The sequence below is a fragment of the Novosphingobium sp. genome (assembly GCF_030696665.1).
GTDB lineage: Bacteria > Pseudomonadota > Alphaproteobacteria > Sphingomonadales > Sphingomonadaceae > Novosphingobium.
The window spans coordinates 1-21,435 of sequence record NZ_JAUYRV010000043.1 but is presented as its reverse complement, the minus strand read 5'-3'; the positions used below and the strand labels follow the sequence as shown (position 1 = coordinate 21,435).

Below are 21,435 nucleotides of genomic sequence, written 5' to 3'. Positions count from 1 at the left end.
GGCAGTTGCCGGCCAGCACACCGATCCTTGGGCGCTCAGTCATCATCATTCCTGTGCGGTTGCGTGGGATGCAGCAGCAGGCCGCGCGGTCAGGCCGTCGATCACTTTCGTCAGAATTGCCGACAGATGTTCGCGCTCGGCTGCGGTGACGTTCGCAAAACAGTCCTGCGTAACGGCCGCGCGGTGCGCCTGAAGCCGTGCGAAGATGGCAGCGCCGCCAGCGGTCAACTTCAGATCCAACGCACGCCAGTTTTCCACGCTGGCTTCGCGTGTGATCAGCGACCGTGCCTCGAGAACCTTAATCGCACGCGTCAGCTGTGCCTTGTCGCATCCCATCCGTGCTGCGACAACCTGCTGGTTCGCACCAGGCATTCGCGCGATCGTCGCCAGCGCGCGCGCCTCAAAGGGCGTCAGTTCAACATCTGCTGCATACACTCCATCGCGAAGTCGTTGTTGGAAACGGTGCGAGAGTTCACTCAGAAGGTCGATCGATGCTTCGGTCATACCCTCGTTCTAATGGCATCAGTTGACAATAGCAACCTAGCCTCCATATATCAGTTGATAGCGTCCACCGACCAGCACCAGACTGGATATCCTTATGCCTTCACACTACACGATCACAATTCAACCGAATGATGGATCGGGCACGCGGACCGGCGTCGCGCCGCTCACGTTTGAAATTGTGAACCACGACGATCTCTTTGCGATCCTGAGCAGGATCGAAGCCAACGCGGCCGTGCCGCCTGCCGAGGCTGCGGAATTCGTCTTTGGCCTCAAGCTCTTTCTTGAAGTACTGATCCGCCATCGCAAGAATGCGCTTTTTGCGGAACTGTGGTCGCCGATGAGCGACTTCGTGAAGCGGTTGAAGGCCTTGGGGCCACGCGCCCCTGCATATTGGCGTACGCAATACTGCCAATCGTGACCTGTAGTCTACCAGCGCAGGTGTCGCCCGCAGGCGCGCGCTGCCGCCTTTGGAGGCTCGGCGGCAAATGTTGGGACGCGATCACACGACCCTTCGTCCCTGTCACCTGACCATCCGCCGCGTTTAACCTTGAGTGTGTACTGCGTCGATCCAATGGCTGACTATCCCGTGCCGTCAGAACGCTCATATCGTGATTTGAAAGGACGACCTTTGCGGCAACCCGCTTTCTTTATTCCCCATGGGGGCGGCCCCTGCTTCTTCATGGACGACCCTCGCGGCGTCTGGGCCGGCATGGAGGCGTTCCTTCGCACGCTTCTGGCACTCCTGCCGGAGCGACCGCGGGCCGTGCTGGTCGTATCCGGCCATTGGGAGACCAAGGGCTTTGCCTTCACCGGCGCCGAGCGACCGCCACTGATCTACGACTATTACGGCTTTCCGCCACATACTTACGATCTCCGGTTCGACGCTCCTGGCTCGCCTGAGGTGGCCGCGCGTGCGGCATTGCTGCTTCGGAATGCAGGGCTTCAGGCGGCAGTCGACGCGACCCGCGGCCTGGACCATGGCGTGTTCATCCCGCTAAAGGTCGCACTGCCGGAGGCGGACATTCCGGTGATAGAAATGTCGGTCGATCGCAGTCTCGACCCGGCTTTGCACGTGGCGGCGGGTCGCGGGTTGGCGCAACTTCGCGACGAGGGCGTACTGATCCTCGGGTCTGGCATGAGCTTTCACAATATGCAGGGCTATGGCGATCCCCGCTTTACCGCTCCATCAGAAGCGTTCGATGGCTGGCTGTCCAACGTCGTCCTGCAGGACGGCGCCGAACGCGCTCGACTCCTGGCCAATTGGGAGGTGGCGCCTGCAGCACGCCTATCGCATCCCAAGGAGGAGCACCTTTTACCGCTGATGGTGGCTGCAGGAGCAAGCGATGTGCCGGGCGAACGTGTTTATTCGCAGACTGTCCTCGAAACTGCCATTTCTGGCTTTCGGTTCGACTGATCCTGCCGGGGAACGGACAATGCTTACCGCCATCGCTTGTGCAACTGACGATCTGGCGCCGCCTCGTCGTTGGCAGCCTTAGGGACAAGTGGTTCACCAAATACATCCCCCGGTTCTCGGGCTTGACGTGCTGCTCCCCACCAACGGGATAACGCGCCTGACATTCACAACATCAATAGGAAACTGATCCATGAACATCGACCTCACCGGCAAAATTGCCATCGTCACCGGCTCGACCGAGGGCATCGGATTCGCGATAGCCAAAGGACTGGCGGAAGCGGGAGCCACCGTGGTGGTCAACGGACGCACTGAAGCCAAGGTCAACGCTGCGGTCGTTCGTCTGGGCGGGCACACACGCGGCGTTGCAGCCGATCTCGGCACGAGCGATGGTCACGCCGTCCTGATCGCCGCCGAGCCGGCAGCGGACATCGTCGTCAGCAATCTTGGCATTTTCCAGCCCATGGACTTTTTTTATACCGACGATGTGGAGTGGGACCGGCATTGGCAGGTTAACGTAATGGCCGGGGTGCGGCTCGCGCGCAGCTATCTTCCCGGCATGGAGGCGCAAGGCTGGGGACGGTTCGTGATGCTTGGATCCGAATCGTCATTCAACATTCCGGTTGAAATGATCCATTATGGCGTGACCAAAGCTGCCGATGTCGCGCTCGCCAGAGGCCTTGCCAAGCGAATGGCAGGGACCGGAGTGACTGTGAACTCGGTGTTGCCCGGCCCGACGCTATCTGACGGGATGGCTGCGATGTTCGAAAAGGAACTTGCCGTCGGAGACCGCTCGATGGCTGAAATCGCATCCGACTTTGTGACGACCCACCGTCCGAGCTCAATCATCCGCCGAGCCGCGACCGTCGAAGAAGTGGCAAGCATGGTCGTCTATCTTGCATCGCCGCAGGCGTCTGCCACGACCGGCGCATCTGTCCGCGTCGATGGTGGCGTAATCGACACGCTGTAGGAGAACCCACCGAATGCCACGAGGCTGCGGCCCTGCTCGCCATCGGGAGCGGTGCCGCAATCGTGCATTGTAGCGCTATCCCTATCGCTCTGCAGCTTGCGCGCCGTCCGGATTTTGCTCGGTCATGGCAAGATCGAGAATGCGGTCCGCCATCTAGGGATCGATGTGGAAGACGCGCTAGCTCTTGCCGAGAACACTGAGACCTGAACCGTTGGCTCCCCGCTACTTGCGGGGGGCCAATTTTTGACGGGCCTGGGACAATCCTGCCTATCCAGATCGACAAAATGAAGGGCAGCGCCAACGCCATAACCCGACGCCTATGGTCTCGCCAATTCGGTGTCCGCTTCGGCTGCGTTTCGTGCGAGCCGCTAAGCAGCGCGCCGGATAGGTCGCACCGATCTCAAAGCCACGCAACTCACCCTGAGTGTGCGCGGTGGTGGTTTTCGCACGGACACTGCGCGCCGATCAGACCATCAACGCTGGAGCGCAGAAGTGCAATTTGAAGCGATGCGCGACGATGCATCGAGGCTGGAGCAACTGGCAGCAGCGATTGTCCACGATCGGCGGGAAGTCGGCTTCAAGCCGCGTTCGGTTGCCGTCATGCTGGACGGTCTGCTTGATGCTGCGCCGGCGCAGGAGGACCTGTTGAACCAGCCCGGCCTGAATGATCAGCGCGCTGCGGTTCTTTTGCGCCAACAAAGGCGCGAAAGGCTAAGCGACGCATTGGACGCCATCCGTTCAAAACATGGCCCATCATCGGCATCATGGGGCGTTTGTGAGGACATTCCTGGCGGCTACGTCGGCGGCAAGATCGCGTTCGGGCGCATCCCCGAACTGGCCGATTTCAACGAAGCGCCCAGCAAAGATGAGGCTACGCACTTTTGTGTGGTGGTTTGAGCTAGAGTTTTCGGCTGCGCGCTTGCCCTGCGGTCATTTTTTTTCGAAAACCTTGTTGAGGTAGGCCGCAATCCGAACCCCGGCTTGCTTGAGCCGAAGGTCAACCGCGTGGTGATGTTGATAGGCGTAGTCCCACGACAGTTCAGGGTTCTGCGGGTAAATGGTCTTACGCAAGGCAATGCTTTCGGTGGTCCAGATTGCCGGATCGGCTGTGTTCCAGGCAATGATCTGTTCCGGCGTTATCGAACGCGACAGCCAGTCCGCATGTTCTGAATATGACAGCGAGCGTTGCTCTATCATAGCGGAATCCCACACCGAATGCAGGTTTGTCGGCTTGCCAAACCATGTGACCTTGACATCGTTGCCACCTCGATCTGTGCCCCCGCCTGCGTGCAGCGGTTGATGCAGGTCGCCAATGATATGGACGATGAAGCGAAGGGCGAGGCGGCGATCGGTTGGAGGGGCGTCTGGATTCTTGAGCGTCTTGGTGAAGCTCTGGAGTGCAGTGATGGCGTCACCTTGGGCAGGCGCATCGGCTGGCTTATAGGCATTGCCGTCCTTGACCGTGATGTAATGCCAGGCGCTGGCCTCCTTTTGCCAGTACGTGGCCGGGTCCGATTTCATTTCATCAGGCCATGTCGAGGCTTCGGCCAAGTCTTCGTTCGATAGCAACAAGCGCACATTGGCTCGCGCAACACCGCTCAGGTTCTGGTCGGCTATGGCACCTGTAATGCGATGACCGTTAGAGCCCCAGGCCAGCGCTGGCGCATTTGCGACGACGAGAGCGACAGTGATGGTCGAAAAGGCTTTTTTCATCGACACGCACGATACTGTCTTTGCCGGGCTTTGTCAGCTTCGATCGTTATGTGCAGCGCAAAGCGCCTTGACGCCGGCCGACTTGGTCTGGGCCAAACGCGCCGTTCACGCGCCAAGGATAGAGCGGCAGGTTCTTCGCCAGAACCTGACCTGCGGCCAAGGCAAGCCTAGGCTATAACTGCGGCCGCAACCGGGCCGGTTGCTGAATGGCCGGTTCTTGCTGACAGGTTCTGGCTGGCAAAGGCCCAAAGCCCAAGGTCGGCTTTGGGCAAGACCTTGGTTGGCCCGGCGCGACCGAAGATGGGTGGGAAGCGGAAATGCAAAAGATGGACTGGTGGCGTAGTTTCACGTTAGCAGCTGCGCCACAAAGCCACAAATCCAGCTCCCTGTACACGACCATCCATCAAGCCGCGATCAACTCGCTCGTCGAGGCGGAAAAGTCCAACGGCATCGAGCCGCAGACTCGCATCGCCGACGTCCTGGCGAAGCTTGCCAGTGGATGGTCGGCCTCACGCCGGGACGAGCTCATGCCCTGGAAACGGACGGCTGGCGAGCAATCGCTGATCGGCCACTGGCTGCCAAAAGCGGCTAATCTCCCATAGGATCGCCTATGATTGCAGGCGCTGACCGCTATCCGTTCAACCTTGACATACGCACCATATGGTGCGTATGGTCGCGTCAGGAGAAACGAATATGGCGATCGCCACAATTCGGCAGCAAGCGGCCCCGGCAGCTGTGGGCCTGCAGACCTTTTCGGGCGACAAGGACCGCAAGCGACTGACCGGCGCGGCCGTCAAGGCCGTGTTGCGGCTCGTCGATGCCTGGGGTGGCAGCAATGCCGAGGGTGCCGCGCTGCTCGGCGTGTCCGAGAGCACGTGGGACCGGATCAAGGCCGGCAAATGGGACGGCGCATTGAGCCAGGACCAGTTGACCCGTGCCTCGGCCTTGATCGGCGTGTTCAAGGGCCTGCACTTGCTCTTCGCCGACGGGATGGCCGACCGCTGGCCGCGCCTGCCCAACCGGGCGCCGGTGTTCGGCGCAATGTCGCCGCTCGAGGCGATGATCGACGGCGGCATTCCCCGGATGCTCGAGACCCGGCAGTATATCGACGCGCTGCGTGGCGGGCTCTGAGCCGCAGTCCCCGCTGCCGCTGGCGCGTGAGGCTTTCCTCTACACCATCAGGCTGGTTGCCAGCGCTCGGCTGCGCGAAGCTGTGCTCACGCCGCTGGCCGACGATCCGGACGAGTTGGCGCTGCTCGCCGAGATCGAAGGCGCGACCAGCGGGCGGTTAGTTGCCGAGGAACGCGGACTTGGCGCTCTCAGCCCCGAAGAACTCGTTCATGGCGTGCCACATGCCCGCTTCATCAACGCCAGCTTCGCCTATGCCAAACCGCGTGAACCCATGCGCTTCAACCCTGCGGACCGCGGCGCATGGTATTCGGCGCTGGCAGTTGAAACCTGCATCGCCGAAGTTGGACATCACCTGACCAAAGCGCTTGGGGATGCAGGAGAATTCAACGCGGTTGTCGAATATGGCGAAATGCTGGCGAGTATGGCGGGCGTATTCGTCGACCTGCGCGAGGCAGCGGGTCATCCCGCGCTCGATGCTGACCCTGCGACCGGCTATGCCGCTGGAAATGTTCTTGCCGCGCAGGCACGCGTCGAGGGCCACAATGGCATCATCTACCCATCGGTCCGCCACGCAGGCGGCACCTGTATCGCTGCACTCTGGCCCAACGCCGTGCAGTCGGTGGTGCAAGGTGCCATGGTTCGCCTGATCTGGTCGGGCACGCCGGATTATACCTGGGAGCCGATCTAGTGGACATGATTTTGACATGTGCATCCCTTGGCGGCGGGGATTGGTCTGCAAATGTCAAAATTGCTAGATTCATAAGAATCACGGGTTTTTAGTGGTCCGTTAAGATTCCGACATTCGAGCAGGGCCTATGGTCGGTGGTCGCGAATGTCAGAATCGGACCATTAGCAATCTGCTCCAGCCTGTCCGTTTCTCCGCCAAGGTCTTCAGCAGGCAACTCGCCGCGCCAGAGCCACGGGGATTGATTTGGACGAGTGCGGCTCGAAAGGTTTCTCCCGCTGCGTTTACGACATTCTGACGGCGAACCGAACAGTCCGCTCCCCACCCATTTGCGGTCGAACCTGATCAATTCAGCGCTCCCCTACAGCGGCCCCCCTACAGCGCCCCCCCTGTAGCGGCCTCCCTGTAGCGGCAAGCGGATCATGCCCGATAGCCGCCGCGGCCGCCAGATCTCGGTGCGCTCGGCCAGCACCAACGCATCTTCAACATCCACGCCAAGGTAGGGCACGGCGTTCTCAATCCTGGTGCGCCCGAGGAAAATTGGCGCCGCACGAAGATTTCCTGATGCTCTGTAGATCACCCCGGCAATGCGGGAGGCAACCTGCACACTGCAACAGAGTGCGATTTTGCTTCCTGTGTAATGCAGCGCCGACCGACCCGCCCTTTGCAAGTTTTTCCCAGCGTTCGATAACAGAGCGAACATAGTCTTGGGTCTCACGGATTGCTGGAATCCTGCCGCGCGCCAAAGACTTTCTCTCCGGACCAGCGTTGTAAGCTGCCAAGGCCAGATCAACCCGTTTGAAGCGATCAATCTGCTGGCGCAGATAGCGCGCCCCTCCCCGAAGATTATGCCAAGGATCAAACGGCTGTGTAACGCCCAGCCTTCGTGCCGTGGCTGGCATTAGCTGCGTAAGCCCTGCCGCTCCAGACTTGCTGAGAGCTGTTGCGTGGTATGCCGATTCCTGCCCAACGAGCGCGTCCAGTAGATGTGCTGGCAAGCCAACTTCACATGCGACCTGCTCAATAGCCGCATGATACCGCAGGCGTCGTCGTTCCGCCGCAAGTGCAAGCCAAGGCGCAGGCACATATTGCGCGGAAGGACAGGGTGGTAGGATATTCTTGTGGTTTGCGTCGCGGGTTGCGGGGGCTCGAGTGGTGTGAAAGTACCAGCGCATCGCAGCTAGGATGTCTGCGGTCTCGTGGCTTGAATCGCTGCGGAGCGCGCCTGTTTTTGGAGTGCTTGCCGGTCGTGCAAAGTTTGAGACTTCTGCTTCGCGCGCAAATGACCCAGCAGGAAATGGCAAAAGCAGCAGCACTATAAGAAAAACGCGAGACATCAAACGCCTCCAAACGGGGCGTACTGGACTGTCGGGACTGCGCGCAAGCGATCAAACGCGATCGCGGCCGCTGTGTCAAATCCTGGCGATGATCTTCTCGCTTCGTCGCTGTCTCCGGTATTGCCCTGACCTGCAATCCCGCACGCCGCTCAATGCAGATGGCATGGACTGCGTGGCCCGCTTCCCTGACCTTTGGCGCGATACAGGCCAATTCTCGTGCAATGATCCGCTAGTGCTTTGCACAGCGCGCTGTGACACATGCTTCCTGCAGCTTCCTGACCTTCGTACGTTGCTGGCGATTGACGCCAGGCCTGGCATGGACGACACGCCGGTCCAACCGCTCGGCTTGCGTGCGCTGGCAACCCAGATGGCGGACGTCCGAGGTAGACCGTCACCTGTGAGCAAAGCGTAATGCTACAGGCTCTCCGGCAATCTGATGATCCAGGAACGCCGCATCCTTTAACCGGCATCCTTAGGGTATTCCTTATCCAAAGCGATCGTGGCTAACTCCTGCTTTGGCTGGGCACGAGGCATCCACTGCGCAAAATAGGCCTGCGCCTTGGACAAGGCCTGCACCTTTGACAGGCCCAGCGCCATTGACAAGCCATCCGGCAGTGTCTTCGGTCGGGGCTGGTCCAGTTCCTCGCCAGCGTTTTGGTAGAGCGCGATGCCGTCGCAGGCGACGTCGATGAAGCAATAACGACCCTGTACGCGACCCTGTAAGCAACCCTTTACGCGACCGTGTACGTGACTTTGGGCGTGACTTTGGGCGTGACCCTGTTTCACGTCTCCCAGCGTGCGCACAATGAAGTTCACCGGAGCGGTGAGCGGTGCGGTAACGCCGTACTCGCGCATCAGGCGTTCCTCGCGTTGTGACCCATACCTGACCCGCGCCGTCACCTGCGCGTCGTTGACAACGATCAGCCGGTCCTGGAGCGCCTTGTAGACTTTGTCTTCATGCGGCTCATCAAGCCATCCACCGCGCGCAGGATCCTTGAACCAGCACCTCGAGGATATGGCCGTGCAATTTCCATTCCTGCCGGCGAACGCGAAGCTGGCCTCGAATTCCGCCAAGACAAGTCGGAGCTCGCGCTCGCGCGGCGTGTTCGTGCCAAAATGGTCGAGGTCGGTCGGCATGGCAGACAGTGGCCAAGCACCAAGCGGCAAGTGATGCACGATTGTGAAGGAACTTTAACGCTCTGAAATATTGTCATTTATGACAAATGGTGATTAGCTTGTGCGATTGAACGGCCTTGCTTTGCGCAGTCTGTCAGCGGCAAACGGCAAGTGGGCATGACCGGGTCGCCGCCGCGCATGTCCAGGCCGCAAGGCTAAAGGCTGTGGTATGTGCCCCAACGCGCATTCCATGACCCGGTCATAGATCCCATCGTGAAAACCCTTTAAAATAAAGCTATTATAAAGTGGCTGGCAGCCCAGCGTCACCACATCCTTGGCACCGCGACAATGGAGTCGCGCAATCAGCAAACGAGGATGATGACCATGACCGAAGACACCTGTGAGGAAACCGTGATCGACCTGGGCGAGGCCTCAACCACCACCCGGGGTCAGGCGATCGTCGAACTCGACGTGAGCGGCGGCAATCTCCGCTTCCTGCCAGGCATTGCCGCTGAGTGAAGGCAGCGGGGCGCATGTCAGGTTTGGCATGCGCCCTATGGCCGACCCCGCATGACAGCCCCCCTGCCGTCCCTCGCCTTCTGCGTGATTGGTGACACCGCGATATTCCTCGACATTGCCGGTGATCGCTACTTCCGCCTTCCATCCGACAGAAATGCCGCTTTCGTTTCTGCGCTTGCGGGCACAGCGGCCGGGGGCAAAGTCCTGAGAGCGGCGGGCCTTGACCGGTTTGCCGATGGCGCACGGGTGACGATGCCGCACTTGTCCAATGCGGAACGGCGCAGCCCAGACCTCTCTCACGTCAGCGTTAGCCCGCTCAATCTGGTCCGGGCAATCGTCTCCCAGCGAACAATTGAACGGCGAGTGCGATCACAAGGGTTGTTCAGGGTGCTCGGCCAACTGCACAACCAGCTCCACGCCGGTGTGCTCGAGCCAATTTTGGCACAGAAACCTGCCTTGCAGATCGTTGCGGCATTCGCACAGGGCCGTCTGGTCCGTAGCGCAGTCGATCGCTGCCTGCCTCGGTCCATCGCTCTTGCACATATGCTCGGAAATGCCGGGTATCGCACAGAAGTGATAATCGGCGTCAAGCTGCGCCCATTTGCCGCGCATTGCTGGGTCCAGTCCGGGTCCTTCACGCTTAATGAAAGTGCGCAAGAGGCGGATCGCTATACGCCGATCCTGGTCCTGTGACACCAATACGTTTTGCATTGCGCAAGCCTTGGCCATCGCCGTCAGGGCCGATGGTGCAGGTCAAGGCGGTCGCCGGGCTCAGGTCCTCAAGTGCGCAACTGTCGTCTACTTTATGGCTCGGTGACAGCGACCACCGCATCGATCTCGGCCCCTTGGGTGTAGTCATCGGCTATGTCTTTGCTCGCAGCACTGGCTTGCGCATCAGGCACTTGCCGCAGGATCTGGCCCATCAGGACATCACGGACCTGGCGACCTGGCTGGTGCGCGAGTGCTGGGGCACTTACGTCGCCTTGTTCAACGACCTGGACGCGATACAGGTACTGCCCGATCCCTCTGGCCTCCTGCCCGTATATGTAACGACCGACGAGCAAGATGTTGTGTGCACCAGCGATCCTGGTTTGATCGGGCAAAGCGGCTGCCGGCAGCCAGAGATATCCTGGGAGGACCTCTTTCACCATCTCCAGCACCCGGGCCTGCGACCTGCCAGAACCTGTCTGTCTGGTATTTGCGAACTGTCACCCGGTTATCTCGTCAGGCTCGGCGATCCACGCACTGCTGCACGTCCGATCTGGGTGCCAGCGAGCTTTATGCCTGACGGCGGGACGTTCAGCTTTGAGGCGCTGTCTGTGCAGTTGCGCGAGATTGCCACGCACGTCCTGGGCGCTTGGAGCGCGCTGTCGTCCCGCGTGGTAGTGGCGGCATCTGGCGGGGTGGATTCCTCACTGATCGCAGCCGCTCTTGCAGATGCCGGGCGGGACTTCGCGCTGATGACTGTTGCGACTTCCGATCCCAGCGGCGACGAGCGCGCGCATGTCAGAGTCTTGGCGCAACACCTCGGCGTTCCGCTTTTTGAAGGGCAATACGCCCCACAGAACATCAATCTCGGCCTGGCCGTGTCGGCGCGAGGTCCGCGACCTTGTGGCAAGGCCTTCATGCACGAAACCCGGCGTGTGGGCTTTGAAGCACGCCGTGCGCTCGGTGCGGACATCGTGTTCGATGGCAACGGCGGGGACAATCTGTTCTGCTATTTGCACAGCGCGGCGCCTGTGCTCGATCGCTGGTTCTGTGACGGCTTGAGCCGGGGCACCTGGTCTACGCTTGTGGACATGTGCCGGGTGACCGAAACCACAGTGCCGCAGATGGCGCGCGCATTTGGGCGCCGCTGGGCTCGTGGCACGGCATTTGCGCTTCAGCCTGCTGATTCTCGCCTGCTCAGCGGTCAACAGGGCCAATCTGCGATCCCGGAAACCTTGCGCGACTGGCGCGACCAGGTGCCGCGCAAGCATCCCGGCAAAGTCGATCATCTCGCACTGCTTCTGGCCACGCAAAATCATCTTCATGGTGCCGGTCCCTCTCCTGCCTTCGCGCAGTTCTCCCCGCTGATGAGCCAGCCCCTGCTCGAATTCTGTCTTTCGGTTCCAACCTGGATCTGGTGCATGGGCGGGATAAATCGGGCGCTTGCGCGGGCAGCTTTTGCCGATGTCCTCCCCGCTGCGGTGACCCGGCGTATTTCCAAGGCAGGCCCCGACAGTCTGATGCACATGGTCTTTGCCGCTAATCACGCGCTGATCCGCGATATGCTCATGGACGGACTGTTGATGCGTAACGGTATTCTCGACAGGCACGCGGTCGATCTGGCGCTTTCTCCAGGAAAGGCTGGCGTGGAGACTGACGATGCAACACTCTATCGCCTGCTTGACCTGACCGAAGCAGAAGCCTGGGTCCGATCCTGGCGCTAGTGGATTGGTTTTGACATTTGCATCCCCTGGCGGTTGGGATGGGTCTGCAAATGTCAAAATTGTGAAATCCACTAGAATCAAAAACTTCTAGTGGTCCGAAAAGATTCTGACATTCGAACGCCGCCTAACCTCATAGGGTACCGAATGTCAGAATCGGACCACTAGCGCGCTGGTAACGGCTGTCGCGCCTTGTGCTCAATCACATCGCAAAACTGTCGGATCCGGCGCGCCACGCATTGCCTTCCATCTTTCGTATTGAACCTGCTTTGCAGGGGAGCAATCCATCTTGGCCAGCAACCAGAACCTGAACCAGTCGACCGCGCGCGCGTAGATCGCAAGGCGATGCGCCGGCTGCCATTTGAAATGCGGCTCGTTATCAAGCACGATGAGCTCTACGGCTTTACCCCGCTTGCGAAATGCCGATACCACATCTAATCCTGCTTCGTATTCGCTGTCGCCGGTCTGGATCAGGATGGGAACATCGACTTTGTCCGCATTGAGGACCAAGGACATCGGCTTCCAGAAAGCAGGCGCATCCTCCTCGAAAAAGCGGTAGCCCATGTCGCGTCCGAACCGCTCGAAAAAAGGCCCTGCTGCCAGAGGATAAGACATTATATCCTCACAACAAGCGCCCAGACTTGCAACCTTGAACAACGCAGAGTTGATCAAGGCCCATTGCGTGGTCGACGTCCCGTCGCTGAAACCGCTGATGCCCATCCGCTGTGCATCGACTGTGCCGGTCGCAATCGCACGGGCTACCGCCATTTCGAGGGAGGACTGCACGCTTCTTCGGTCAAGCCAATCGGTTCTGTTGCGTGTTCTTAAGTCCCGTTCGCTGGTAGCTTCCATGACCCACGCCGGGAAATCGGGTCTGGCAAAACTCAGCACCGCAAATCCGTTTGCGGCGAGCACCGCAACAGGCACTTCGTCGCCGGTACCGCCGCGCAGGAAACCGTCGCTGCCATACTGCACGACAACAAGCGGATGCTTCTCGCCGGACTTGTGGCCCGGCGGCGTAACAAGGTCAGCATAGCTCTGGACACCATAGGCATTGCGAAACCGCAACCGCTGCACCGTTGCGTGATGGAACGACCCCCACGCCGGATTGGGATCAAAGATCGTCCGTTCATGGCCGGTGACCAGATCAATCGAGACAAGGCGGCGCGGCTGCGTGGCCCCTTCCCTTGCACAGACCAGGTGCAAGGCTTGCAAGGCGCAGCCGATAAGCGCGTCCTGCGTCACCAGAACCAGCTCAGGCTTCGACGCTCCGATTTGCCAACGCAGAACTGCCGTCTGGCTCTGGCCCCATCCGGTCTTCTGGAGGGTATAGAGCACGCGTCCGTCAGCCGACCACCACAAGTGCCTTGCCCCATCGCAAGTGGCCGTGCTGCACGTCAGCACCGATCCGCCTGGCATGCGCATGACCAGCTTTGTCGGGGCAATGAGCCGCGCTGGAGCTGTGCTCTCAATCCATGCCGCAGCGCCTGCGCTGGACAAAGTGAAGCCCATTGCTCCTGCAGGTATGGCCAGCTTGCCAGCGTCCGCATTGCTGCGCGTTACCAATGCCACCTCCTGGGCGGTTGCGTCACGTATTGCCCCGTCGAGCTTGGACACTCTGTAAACGACTGGCATGGGACCGGTTGGCAGCGGCCGGTCAGAGAATTGCGGCGAGAAGCGGTCATCAAACACAAACCCGGAACGTGCTTCCTCGGCAATTCGTGCACTTGCCTTGCCAAGCGCCGGCCGGCTTGCAGTAACGATGCGCGCGCCGTCTGGCGTCCAGGCAAAGTCATCGACATCCTCCGGCAGCGCAGTCAGTGGCCTTGCGGCAGCTTTTCCAATGGTCTGGACCCCCCACACTTGTGTTTGCTCATTTACCCGCTTGAGAAACGCAATTGTCCTGCCATCAGGAGACCACTTGGGGGTAATTACCCGGGCATAGCCTGCTGCAATCGCGGGGAAATTGCGGAGTTGGAAGGTGTCGCGGATAAATGCGCCGCCGCGATCGAGTACGCGCGGTAGCGCGCGCTGCGCGTCTACCGGCATGACCATGAGCTTCTGGCAAAACGTATTGGTATGCGGGTCGGCGCGTCGGACGACGAAGGCGATCTGCCTGCCATCGGGCGATAGACCGAACGGACTTGGGGATTCGTAAGGATCTGAGCGGCCAATGTCAGCGATTGTCGCCAGATCAAGCGCACCGATATGCAAGTCAGCACGCGATTTGCGCTGGCTGTCAAGCCCATCCAGATCGGCGCAAGAGTCGAGGCCCGCGAGCGTTGCCGGGGTTGTAGGGCTTGCAGGGCTTGCAGGGATTGCAGGCGTCGCCAACGGCAGCGCTGCTTGTGCCATCAGCACAATCAGAGCCGTGCCCATTACCAGCGCCTCGAAATCCCGACGGCGACAAACCGTCCGATCGGCGAATAGTTTGTCGAGTCGTAAGGCGTATCGGTTGGCCCAGTCGTTCGAATTGCCTGTGGCTGCTTGTTCAACGCATTGTTGACGACCACAGACAAGGCAAGGCCGGGTTCCTCAGCGCTGGCGTGGAGCGCTGTGTAGCGCAGAGCAAGATCGAGCGTGGCCTGCGGCGCGATGCGTGCAGGCAAGGCAAAACGGCGATCCGACAGCGCGCCGCTGTAGTTGAGGAAAGCAGACCCCGTAAACTGCTGCGACCGATAGCTGACGCTGGCGCGCGCGCGGATCTCAGGCGGATTGAATAGCGTGCCCGACAAGCTGGTCTGCGGCAGGTCTTCGCTCACCTGCTGTCCGCTGTCGAGCCATGCGCCGGCAAGATTGAAGGAGATGGACCGCTCTGCGCCAAGCTCACGGCGCCAGCTTAGCGCCGCATCCAATCCCTGGATGTGCTGGATCGCGACATTGAGATTGCGGTTATCAACCAGCGCGACGACATTGGCGGGATTGTAAGGCAGCCCCGAAAAGTTCTGCAGGCCAAGCTGGGCAGCGGCCACGAGGTCGGCCAGCAGGCTCGCGGACGGATCGCGGTCGATCAGCGAGGCGTATCCTGGATCGGTGAATGCAGCGGCGATCGAGCCGGCGATAGGCTGCACGACCCTGTCGCGATAGCGGATGTTGAAGTAGCTGCCCTCAAGCGACAACCCCGGGATGCCCGCAGGCTTCAGGACAAAGCCAGCGGTCCAGCTGCGCGCCCGCTCGGGTTTGAGATCGGGATTGCCCCCGCTGGTATACATGACCGTCTGGCCAACGGACCCTGCACCGAAGGCTGCGGCCGGCAACAGGTAGGCCTGATACCCGACATATTGCTGGTAGAGCGTCGGCGCCTTGAAAGAGCGCGCCCACGAGGCCTTGAGCGTCAAGTCGGTTGCAGGTGCATAGATCAGGCCAAGTCGTGGCGTTGCAAGCCGCGCCATGCCGGGATAATCCTCATAGCGTAGTGCGCCGGTAAGGATCAGGCGCTTGACGCCAGGGATGTCTGAGTGCGGGCCGACAAACGGCAGGTAGACTTCCCCAAAGGCAAAGTAGCTGTGGCGTGAAACATCGAACGTCTGCTGCGTAGTGCCATTGACAATACGGCTGAATTTCATGCCATTGTCCCGATAGCCGCCGCCCACTGCCAGCTGGGCAGATCCGCCCGAGAGTGCGAACATCGGCCCGCTGGCAATGAACTCGGCAGAGGCAGCGTCATTGCAATAACACCCAGAAGTGACGCTGGCAGTTCCTCCGGCAGGCGCAAAGGAGGTACTGTACCGGGTCCGGTCGTTGCCATAGGCACCCAACAGCTTTACCGTCCAGGCACCCCCGGCATCAAAACTCAGTTCCGGGGCAACCGAAAAGGTCGAGACGCGCGGCGCAAAAACATAGCGGGCCGCCGCAGTACCTCCGATCGTTGTGGAAGTACGGCGCGACAAAAGCGCATCGACATTGAACGCCCACCTCTCGCCGAGCGCCTGATGCACGCTAGCAATCCCGGCATGGCGAGTCTGCGCGGGATAAAGCGAGGCCTGGGGATCAAGTGACCGGGTGTAACTGCGCTGACCGGCTGCAAGCTGTGCATTGTGTGCAAAGTCATAGGCCAGCATCGCCCCGCCACCCGACCAGCGCGTGCCTGCTACAGCGTCGGCTTGCTGGCGAAAATAGCCGCCATCGCTGGCTGCTCCGACCTGCGCCGATGTCGCCAGACCCGAATAGTCGCGGCGCAAGATGACATTGACCACGCCTGCTACGGCGTCCGAACCATACAGCGCCGATGCGCCATCGGGAACGACCTCGATGCGCTCCAGCGCCGCGACAGGAATGGCCGAGATGTCGACCCCGCCAAAAGCAGAATCATAGGGAAGCCGGTGACCATTTAGCAAGGTGAGCGTTGCGTCAGGACCAAGCCCACGCAAGTTTGCGCTCGCGGCAGAATTGACATTGGTGTTGATCAGGCCCGCGCCAGTCCCGACGCCCGGGTTCTGTCCGCCACTGAAGTTTTGCGGCAAAGCCCGTACAGCTTCGCCGGTGTCGATCTGACCTGCCGCCACGATCAGGTCACGCGATAGTTTGATCACAGGCGCTGCGACGTCGGCGCCGCGGATCAGGGAGCCGGTGACCACGATTGGCGTTTCACCAGCGGGTTGCAACAACCCATTCCGGGCTGGCCGAATAAGGATTGTACGGTTGGAAAAGCTTGCCGAGAGTCCGGTGCCGACGAGCAGCGTGCCGACAGCCTGCTCCACGGTCATCATACCGCGCAATGCAGGAACACGAAAGCCCGCGACAGCTTCGGTGGGTGCGTAAATCTGCCACCCGGCTTTTGCGGCCACGGCCATTAACGCGCTACCCAGATCCTGCTCGGCAAGATCGAAAGTGATGCGCGCGTCTTGCGCGACGGCGGCATGCGGCGGCAGCATTGCAGCGCCACCGAGCAGGGCAGCGAGAAGGCGAGTCGTGGACGTCATGGTTCAATCCCTCATTCGTGTTCCGCACGCATTTGGTGGTGCGGTGGATAAGGGGATTGACGCTGAGCGAAGACCGGACCTTAGTTACGTTTGAAAATATATTTCAATTCTGGCGCAAGTGCAGTCCGTCAGGCCTCTCGGTGACCTGGAAGCCAAATACAGTCGCAAGGTTAGCCGCAAGGGCAGATGTATCGGTAAAGCGGAAGCGCCCTGACACCGACATGGTGCCAATCGCGGGATCATCGATGACGATGGGTTTTTCTGCATAGCTATTGGCGATGCTGACGAGCCGGGAGATCGCAATGGCGCGATACTGACCCCACCCCGACGGCCAATCCTTCTCGTTGGTAACAAAGCTTGGCCCCGCGTTGCCGATCCGTCCATGCAGCAAGCGCAAGGGACGTCCAACCGGCAGGCGCTGGCCTTGGATACGATAGGCTGCATTTTGGAGCAGAGGCTGAACTTCGGCCTCACCGATGTAAAGGCGAACGCGCGGTGCTTGATGCACGGCAAGAGTTACATCCATCAACGCAGCTCGCGCCGTTATGGTGTTCGCTCCGGCCGCTATCGTGTAGGTCTGTGCGCTGTCCAGCGCGTTCAATTGCATCCGACCCATTACCAGTTTGATCGTCGAGGTTCCATCACGCGACCCGACAATGACCTTGCTTGCCCGATCGAGCGTGACTGCGCCGCCGCCGGGCAGCGCAAATGTGCGCATCGTGCGCGGTGCCGTCTCAAGCAGCATATGCGTCTGCCCCGTGGGCGTGCTCGACCACGGCAGCATGGAAGCAGGCACCAGCCCCACGAAAACGGCGAGCGCCAGACACGCAGCAATCGCTCCGGACACCAACACTTGGCGCATGTCCCTCAATGATCTGCGCTGGCGCAAGGGCCCATAGTGTGCTGACGAGCGCAGGACGAGGCTATCATCAAAAATCTTGCAGATGCGGGCGAACGCCTCGCGATTGTGCGCCCCCTGATTGAGCCAAGCCTCGAACTGTGGCGTTCTTGCGCCCGCTTGGGGTCCGCGCATCGTGGCAAACCACTGCGCGGCCTGCTCGGCAGCATCGGCAGGCTCTTGCCCTTGCCCTCCGCCCTGGCCGCTCCCCCCCTGCCCGCTCCCCCGCTGCCCGCTCCCCCGCTGGCCGCTCATCGTTCGACGCCGAGCTGCCCGGCCAGATGGATAAGCGCTTTGGACATGTGATATTCGACCCCCGCACATGTGATGCCGAGCGCGCGTGCAATCTCCTTGTACGTGCGCTCATCAAAGCGGTGCATCAGAAATACCTCCCGCGTTCTTGTCGGCATGGCGGTCAAAGCCTTCTCATAGCGACGCTGTAGCTGTGCTGCTTCAAGTGTTGCGGTCTGGTCAGGGGCAGGTTGCCAATGCTGCGCTTCATCGAATTCGACCTCTGCCGGTTGCCGCTTGCGTTTTCGGACCGTGTCAACCAGCAGGTTTTGCGCGATCCGCCACAGATAACCTGTTGGATTTTCAAGCTGGTCACGCTGATCGCCGGACAAAGCTCGGGCAAAGACATCCTGCACGAGATCCTGCGACACCTCCGGGCCGGCTTTCCAGTCGAAGTAGCGCTTCAACCGTGGTTGCTCTTTGCGGTAGACTTTGTCGAAAAGACCATCGCTCGCGGGCTTGAGAACCTGCCGATATCGGGAAGAGGACACGTCGGCACCGAGGCGGGCACAATCCGGGACGACCGGCAATCACACCGGCGCGCATCGGAATCAGGGCTATGCCGATCGTGCACTTGTGCATGACCAACCGCATGTCCGCCAGGGACCTGCGTGTTTGATGCCTGGCGGAAATGATTCCGGGCAGCTGACGCCAGCAACAGCGCTGCCTTGCCCAAATATGCCCTGATTGCAGGACCTTGACAAGAGTCTGGAGCATCGAACTTTACGCGCCTGGCCGGCGGTCTGTCGCAGTGTGTTCGAACACGGCCAGCAGCTGGGGTGCAGCGCGGCTGCGCCGGGTGTGATAATGCCGCAAGGCCGGCTCAAGTTCACGCAGCTTGCGTAGTTTGCAGGTATCCTCGAGAAACTGCAATTCCGAGCCGGTGTCTGACAAGACTTTGTGTTCGGTCCTGCGCAAGGCGTGCAAGCGGCTATTGAGCGCATCGATCGCATCTTCCAACGCCTGATTGCCACAGCTGCGAGCGATTGCGCTAAACAGCCATGCAGTCTTCAGCGCAGCATCTGCAGCATCTGCAGCATCTGTACAAACTTGCAACGGGATGGGCCGATTAACCTTGCGGATCGCCATGCGCAGCAGCGCGAGATTGAGGTCAAGCAATTCGCGCAATTCCAGTGCGCCAAGGTGTGGCACATGAAACCCGAACCCCGGCTGCAAGTCGACCAACCGCTCTCCCACGAGGCGATTGAGGCTGTCGCGGACCGGGGTCATGCTAACGCCGGTCTCATCGGCGATCCGCGCGCTCTCCAACCTGCTGCCCGGCGGCCACTCGCCGGCGAGCAAGCGTTGCTTTATCGCCGCGTAAGTCGGTTCGTGTACGTGAGCCGGGCTCACGGACGCGTCACCTGGCTGTGGGCAAACGCTGCGATCATGGCCGCTTGGTCGGGCCTTAGAGCGTCAATTGCGCCCAGCGGGACAGACACTTCGCGACCCAGCAGCACCGACGGACATTGGCCTTCAAAGTTACCCAGGTTTGGCCGATGCTGGGCGTAACCTGCCAAAGCAGCGAGCTCGGGCGGAAAGTTGCGCGCGATTGCGGGCGGGTAAGCCAGCCAAAGGTTCTCGTAGGGCTTCAACCATCCCAGGCTATAGCCGATCACGACCGCGCGCCGAACATCTTGCGAGGTATTGGCACCGGCACCGTGGAGCGTGGAGCCCAGGAAGCAAATGGCTGAGCCGGGAGGGCATGCGGCACAGACCGGATCGGACATGCATGAATGATCGGCTGAAAGCACGCGATGCGAGCCTGGATAGATGCGCGTCGCACCATTGTGTTGCGTAAACCTGTCCAGCGGCCAGATAACGTTCAGCAGGTATTCGTGCGGGCCTTTTAGACCAGGCCACATGTCGTGGTCACGGTGCGGGAATTGCTGGCGCTCGCCTGGATGAACGGCAATGGCCTGCGCGACGTTGAGCTGTATCGTGTCGCAGGCCGGGCCCAGAACGGCGTCGGCCAGCGCCAGGATGGTTGGCTCCATCACCAGGTCCGCAGCGTGCCTGGACCGCTTGAGCAAGCTCCCGAAGCGTTTGGTGCGAAAGCCGTAGAAATGGCCTTGCCCAAAGGGTGTATTTGCAAAGGCGTCTGCCAGATCGTTGGTCAGTCCGCAAAGAACGCTTTGCGGCAAAAGGTCAGGGATGATGCAAAAGCCGTCGCGCATCAGCGCCTCGAACCACGGGGTCGTCTGGTCGGCTTTCATGCAAAGCCTCCCATCGCACCTGAGAGTATGCGTGAAGATTGCGCGTAGCATCCTGCCTGTTTGAGGCCCTGGGTTGTCTCGTGATCGATCCGGATGTGCAGCGCCACGAGCGTCTGGCCTGCATGTGCAACTGCCTTCCCGAGCGCCCGGCAGTCCCACCCGAATGTTCTCACCTGCCGAAACCAGGCAAGTCCCGCAACGCCTGTGTAGTGCGTGATGCCGTGGCCGAGCGCATGGTGCACAAGCGCTGTCACCAATTCGTTGCGGGCAACCCGCCTTTGCGGCGTGGGGAGACGTGGATCGAGGCAGAAGCGGGTGATCTCTCGTGTCGTGGGGCCTGACGGAATTGGCCCTGGACAAAGCACCGGGAACAGCTCGCTCAGGATATGGGGGCGATCCGTCCGCAGCAGACGGGTCGACGCGCGGTGCTCGCCACATTCATCCACGAGGATCAAGTAGTCGGCCTCTGGGTTGTCGTACCGATCCAGCTCGTATTTGTCGGCCAGCACCGGGAGATCCCAGCGCAGCAAATCAACGAAAACGCGCTTTCGCGCATCAAACATTTTTCGAAAGACATGCTCGTCGTCAAGAGCGCTCAGGGATTGCAAAGACATTTGGCCACCTCGTGCAGTTGAGAGGTGGCCATCAAATCACGGGCAAGCCCACAGCGGTATTCCAAGATCTTGGAATGGCAAATCCGGAATTACGGACCAGAAATGACGGGCTGCGAGTCACATGTGCGGGTTGTTCCACCACCGAAACACGTCCGCAAGGCAAATCAGCCCGTCATAAAGCGTGCACAAGATCAGTACCTGGCTGCTGTGGACATTATAGCGTTCACGGGCAGCTTGCAGGTGTTTGATGACCGTTGATTCCTTTATCCCGAGGATAATGGCGGTATCTTCTGCCGACATTCCGCGGGCATTCCATAAGACGCATTGTCTCTGTCGCTCGGACAGGACCGGCTTGGCTGGCCCGTCTCTCGGGCCTGCCAGATTTCGAGCCGCAGTGATGGCAAGGCCGCCAAGGATCTCGGCCAACGCCAAAACGTCGCGGGGCAGCGAAACGCCAGGTCCGACCACGAACGAGCAAGAACCACTGCCGTCGCCCGGCAGATGCCGTGGGACCGTAAAGCCGTCGGCAACACCGACCTGAGAACACCGGCAATAAAAGGGGCCATTCATCGGACGGTAGCACCGGATTAAAAAGGGGCCACTCCTGCTAGACCTTCGCCTTTGCGCGGAGGCGGAGGGTGAAGAGAGTGGAACTTTATCTCAAGGTTCGCCGCGCTGT

General features: G+C 60.4%; 21 protein-coding genes and 4 pseudogenes. 11 read left to right on the top strand and 14 right to left on the bottom strand.

What is annotated here, in order from left to right; translation table 11 throughout:
- Nucleotides 1-45: 45 nt before the first annotated feature.
- Entirely contained in the window at nucleotides 46-504 is a 459-nt protein-coding gene (locus Q8R81_RS12180; protein WP_305618184.1) for a MarR family winged helix-turn-helix transcriptional regulator, read from the bottom strand.
- 94 nt (nucleotides 505-598) lie between these two features.
- On the opposite strand from Q8R81_RS12180, the gene Q8R81_RS12175 reads away from it, so the two are divergent.
- The 5 genes and pseudogenes from Q8R81_RS12175 (at nucleotide 599) to Q8R81_RS12155 (ending at nucleotide 3,782) form a co-directional block, all read left to right on the top strand.
- The gene (locus tag Q8R81_RS12175) at nucleotides 599-922 is read left to right on the top strand and encodes a DUF3861 family protein (RefSeq protein WP_305618181.1); all 324 of its coding nucleotides are present in this window, start codon (nucleotides 599-601) and stop codon (nucleotides 920-922) included.
- Between the two features lie 261 nt (nucleotides 923-1,183).
- On the top strand, nucleotides 1,184-1,918 hold the full coding sequence (locus Q8R81_RS12170) for a class III extradiol ring-cleavage dioxygenase (RefSeq protein ID WP_371135361.1): 735 nt from the start codon (nucleotides 1,184-1,186) through the stop codon (nucleotides 1,916-1,918).
- 190 nt (nucleotides 1,919-2,108) lie between these two features.
- The gene (locus Q8R81_RS12165) at nucleotides 2,109-2,885 is read left to right on the top strand and encodes an SDR family NAD(P)-dependent oxidoreductase (RefSeq protein WP_305618176.1); all 777 of its coding nucleotides are present in this window, start codon (nucleotides 2,109-2,111) and stop codon (nucleotides 2,883-2,885) included.
- Between the two features lie 93 nt (nucleotides 2,886-2,978).
- A pseudogene (locus Q8R81_RS12160) lies at nucleotides 2,979-3,092 on the top strand (integrase); the annotation flags it as partial.
- A gap of 177 nt (nucleotides 3,093-3,269) precedes the next feature.
- Complete coding sequence (locus tag Q8R81_RS12155) at nucleotides 3,270-3,782, top strand: hypothetical protein (RefSeq protein ID WP_371135364.1); 513 nt, start codon at nucleotides 3,270-3,272, stop codon at nucleotides 3,780-3,782.
- Nucleotides 3,783-3,815: 33 nt separating this feature from the next.
- Here the strand turns inward: Q8R81_RS12155 and Q8R81_RS12150 are convergent, their stop codons facing one another.
- Entirely contained in the window at nucleotides 3,816-4,598 is a 783-nt protein-coding gene (locus Q8R81_RS12150; protein ID WP_305618172.1) for a S1/P1 nuclease, read from the bottom strand.
- A 317-nt stretch (nucleotides 4,599-4,915) separates the two neighbouring features.
- Between Q8R81_RS12150 and Q8R81_RS12145 the strand changes: the two genes are divergently transcribed.
- The 3 genes from Q8R81_RS12145 (at nucleotide 4,916) to Q8R81_RS12135 (ending at nucleotide 6,417) form a co-directional block, all read left to right on the top strand.
- The gene (locus Q8R81_RS12145) at nucleotides 4,916-5,200 is read left to right on the top strand and encodes a transposase domain-containing protein (RefSeq protein WP_305618170.1); all 285 of its coding nucleotides are present in this window, start codon (nucleotides 4,916-4,918) and stop codon (nucleotides 5,198-5,200) included.
- Nucleotides 5,201-5,291: 91 nt separating this feature from the next.
- Complete coding sequence (locus tag Q8R81_RS12140; RefSeq protein WP_305618168.1) at nucleotides 5,292-5,729, top strand: antitoxin Xre-like helix-turn-helix domain-containing protein; 438 nt, start codon at nucleotides 5,292-5,294, stop codon at nucleotides 5,727-5,729.
- A complete protein-coding gene (locus tag Q8R81_RS12135) occupies nucleotides 5,716-6,417 on the top strand; it encodes an RES family NAD+ phosphorylase (protein ID WP_305618166.1) in 702 nt (233 codons plus the stop codon). The genes Q8R81_RS12140 and Q8R81_RS12135 overlap by 14 nt, the downstream gene beginning before the upstream one ends.
- Nucleotides 6,418-6,862: 445 nt before the next feature.
- Here the strand turns inward: Q8R81_RS12135 and Q8R81_RS12130 are convergent.
- The 3 genes and pseudogenes from Q8R81_RS12130 to Q8R81_RS12120 all read right to left on the bottom strand — a co-directional run.
- Nucleotides 6,863-7,000 (bottom strand): annotated as a pseudogene (locus Q8R81_RS12130) (integrase); the annotation flags it as partial.
- 172 nt (nucleotides 7,001-7,172) lie between these two features.
- A pseudogene (locus Q8R81_RS12125) lies at nucleotides 7,173-7,589 on the bottom strand (lytic transglycosylase domain-containing protein); the annotation flags it as partial.
- Between the two features lie 621 nt (nucleotides 7,590-8,210).
- The gene (locus tag Q8R81_RS12120) at nucleotides 8,211-8,888 is read right to left on the bottom strand and encodes a hypothetical protein (protein ID WP_305618164.1); all 678 of its coding nucleotides are present in this window, start codon (nucleotides 8,886-8,888) and stop codon (nucleotides 8,211-8,213) included.
- Between the two features lie 363 nt (nucleotides 8,889-9,251).
- Between Q8R81_RS12120 and Q8R81_RS12115 the strand changes: the two genes are divergently transcribed.
- From Q8R81_RS12115 to Q8R81_RS12105, 3 genes are read left to right on the top strand one after another with little or no spacing between them, the layout of a single operon-like run.
- On the top strand, nucleotides 9,252-9,386 hold the full coding sequence (locus tag Q8R81_RS12115; protein ID WP_305618162.1) for a benenodin family lasso peptide: 135 nt from the start codon (nucleotides 9,252-9,254) through the stop codon (nucleotides 9,384-9,386).
- A 51-nt stretch (nucleotides 9,387-9,437) separates the two neighbouring features.
- Entirely contained in the window at nucleotides 9,438-10,079 is a 642-nt protein-coding gene (locus Q8R81_RS12110; RefSeq protein WP_305618160.1) for a lasso peptide biosynthesis B2 protein, read from the top strand.
- A 50-nt stretch (nucleotides 10,080-10,129) separates the two neighbouring features.
- The gene (locus tag Q8R81_RS12105) at nucleotides 10,130-11,818 is read left to right on the top strand and encodes an asparagine synthetase B family protein (protein WP_305618158.1); all 1,689 of its coding nucleotides are present in this window, start codon (nucleotides 10,130-10,132) and stop codon (nucleotides 11,816-11,818) included.
- Between the two features lie 195 nt (nucleotides 11,819-12,013).
- Here Q8R81_RS12105 and Q8R81_RS12100 read toward each other — a convergent pair whose 3' ends face one another.
- The 9 genes and pseudogenes from Q8R81_RS12100 to Q8R81_RS12065 form a co-directional block, all read right to left on the bottom strand.
- A complete protein-coding gene (locus Q8R81_RS12100) occupies nucleotides 12,014-14,170 on the bottom strand; it encodes an Atxe2 family lasso peptide isopeptidase (RefSeq protein WP_305618239.1) in 2,157 nt (718 codons plus the stop codon).
- Between the two features lie 23 nt (nucleotides 14,171-14,193).
- Nucleotides 14,194-16,737, bottom strand: coding sequence for a TonB-dependent receptor (locus tag Q8R81_RS12095; protein ID WP_305618156.1), 2,544 nt, complete (start codon nucleotides 16,735-16,737; stop codon nucleotides 14,194-14,196).
- A gap of 103 nt (nucleotides 16,738-16,840) precedes the next feature.
- Nucleotides 16,841-17,599, bottom strand: a complete 759-nt coding sequence (locus tag Q8R81_RS12090; protein WP_305618154.1) for a hypothetical protein — start codon at nucleotides 17,597-17,599, stop codon at nucleotides 16,841-16,843.
- An 87-nt stretch (nucleotides 17,600-17,686) separates the two neighbouring features.
- Nucleotides 17,687-17,890 (bottom strand): annotated as a pseudogene (locus Q8R81_RS18390) (DUF4880 domain-containing protein); the annotation flags it as partial.
- Nucleotides 17,887-18,417, bottom strand: a complete 531-nt coding sequence (locus tag Q8R81_RS12085; protein WP_305618152.1) for an RNA polymerase sigma factor — start codon at nucleotides 18,415-18,417, stop codon at nucleotides 17,887-17,889. The gene Q8R81_RS12085 and the pseudogene Q8R81_RS18390, both read right to left, overlap by 4 nt.
- Before the next feature lie 232 nt (nucleotides 18,418-18,649).
- A complete protein-coding gene (locus Q8R81_RS12080) occupies nucleotides 18,650-19,279 on the bottom strand; it encodes a GntR family transcriptional regulator (protein WP_305618150.1) in 630 nt (209 codons plus the stop codon).
- Nucleotides 19,276-20,142, bottom strand: coding sequence for a phytanoyl-CoA dioxygenase family protein (locus tag Q8R81_RS12075; RefSeq protein WP_305618148.1), 867 nt, complete (start codon nucleotides 20,140-20,142; stop codon nucleotides 19,276-19,278). Before Q8R81_RS12075 ends, Q8R81_RS12080 begins: the two co-directional genes overlap by 4 nt.
- On the bottom strand, nucleotides 20,139-20,756 hold the full coding sequence (locus Q8R81_RS12070) for an acyl-homoserine-lactone synthase (protein ID WP_305618146.1): 618 nt from the start codon (nucleotides 20,754-20,756) through the stop codon (nucleotides 20,139-20,141). Before Q8R81_RS12070 ends, Q8R81_RS12075 begins: the two co-directional genes overlap by 4 nt.
- A 117-nt stretch (nucleotides 20,757-20,873) precedes the next feature.
- Nucleotides 20,874-21,326 carry a helix-turn-helix transcriptional regulator gene (locus Q8R81_RS12065; RefSeq protein WP_305618144.1) on the bottom strand — a complete coding sequence of 151 codons (453 nt, stop codon included), beginning with the start codon at nucleotides 21,324-21,326 and terminating at the stop codon, nucleotides 20,874-20,876.
- Nucleotides 21,327-21,435: the final 109 nt, after the last annotated feature.

Coding starts and splice junctions, on each gene's coding strand:
- Q8R81_RS12090 (WP_305618154.1), bottom strand. CDS start 17,599: ATGCGCCAAGTGTTGGTGTCCGGAGCGATTGCTGCGTGTCTGGCGCTC.
- Q8R81_RS12100 (WP_305618239.1), bottom strand. CDS start 14,170: ATGGCACAAGCAGCGCTGCCGTTGGCGACGCCTGCAATCCCTGCAAGC.
- Q8R81_RS12115 (WP_305618162.1), top strand. CDS start 9,252: ATGACCGAAGACACCTGTGAGGAAACCGTGATCGACCTGGGCGAGGCC.
- Q8R81_RS12095 (WP_305618156.1), bottom strand. CDS start 16,737: ATGACGTCCACGACTCGCCTTCTCGCTGCCCTGCTCGGTGGCGCTGCA.
- Q8R81_RS12120 (WP_305618164.1), bottom strand. CDS start 8,888: ATGCCGACCGACCTCGACCATTTTGGCACGAACACGCCGCGCGAGCGC.
- Q8R81_RS12150 (WP_305618172.1), bottom strand. CDS start 4,598: ATGAAAAAAGCCTTTTCGACCATCACTGTCGCTCTCGTCGTCGCAAAT.
- Q8R81_RS12165 (WP_305618176.1), top strand. CDS start 2,109: ATGAACATCGACCTCACCGGCAAAATTGCCATCGTCACCGGCTCGACC.
- Q8R81_RS12105 (WP_305618158.1), top strand. CDS start 10,130: ATGGTGCAGGTCAAGGCGGTCGCCGGGCTCAGGTCCTCAAGTGCGCAA.
- Q8R81_RS12075 (WP_305618148.1), bottom strand. CDS start 20,142: ATGAAAGCCGACCAGACGACCCCGTGGTTCGAGGCGCTGATGCGCGAC.
- Q8R81_RS12070 (WP_305618146.1), bottom strand. CDS start 20,756: ATGTCTTTGCAATCCCTGAGCGCTCTTGACGACGAGCATGTCTTTCGA.
- Q8R81_RS12110 (WP_305618160.1), top strand. CDS start 9,438: ATGACAGCCCCCCTGCCGTCCCTCGCCTTCTGCGTGATTGGTGACACC.
- Q8R81_RS12065 (WP_305618144.1), bottom strand. CDS start 21,326: ATGAATGGCCCCTTTTATTGCCGGTGTTCTCAGGTCGGTGTTGCCGAC.
- Q8R81_RS12145 (WP_305618170.1), top strand. CDS start 4,916: ATGCAAAAGATGGACTGGTGGCGTAGTTTCACGTTAGCAGCTGCGCCA.
- Q8R81_RS12140 (WP_305618168.1), top strand. CDS start 5,292: ATGGCGATCGCCACAATTCGGCAGCAAGCGGCCCCGGCAGCTGTGGGC.
- Q8R81_RS12180 (WP_305618184.1), bottom strand. CDS start 504: ATGACCGAAGCATCGATCGACCTTCTGAGTGAACTCTCGCACCGTTTC.
- Q8R81_RS12175 (WP_305618181.1), top strand. CDS start 599: ATGCCTTCACACTACACGATCACAATTCAACCGAATGATGGATCGGGC.
- Q8R81_RS12170 (WP_371135361.1), top strand. CDS start 1,184: ATGGACGACCCTCGCGGCGTCTGGGCCGGCATGGAGGCGTTCCTTCGC.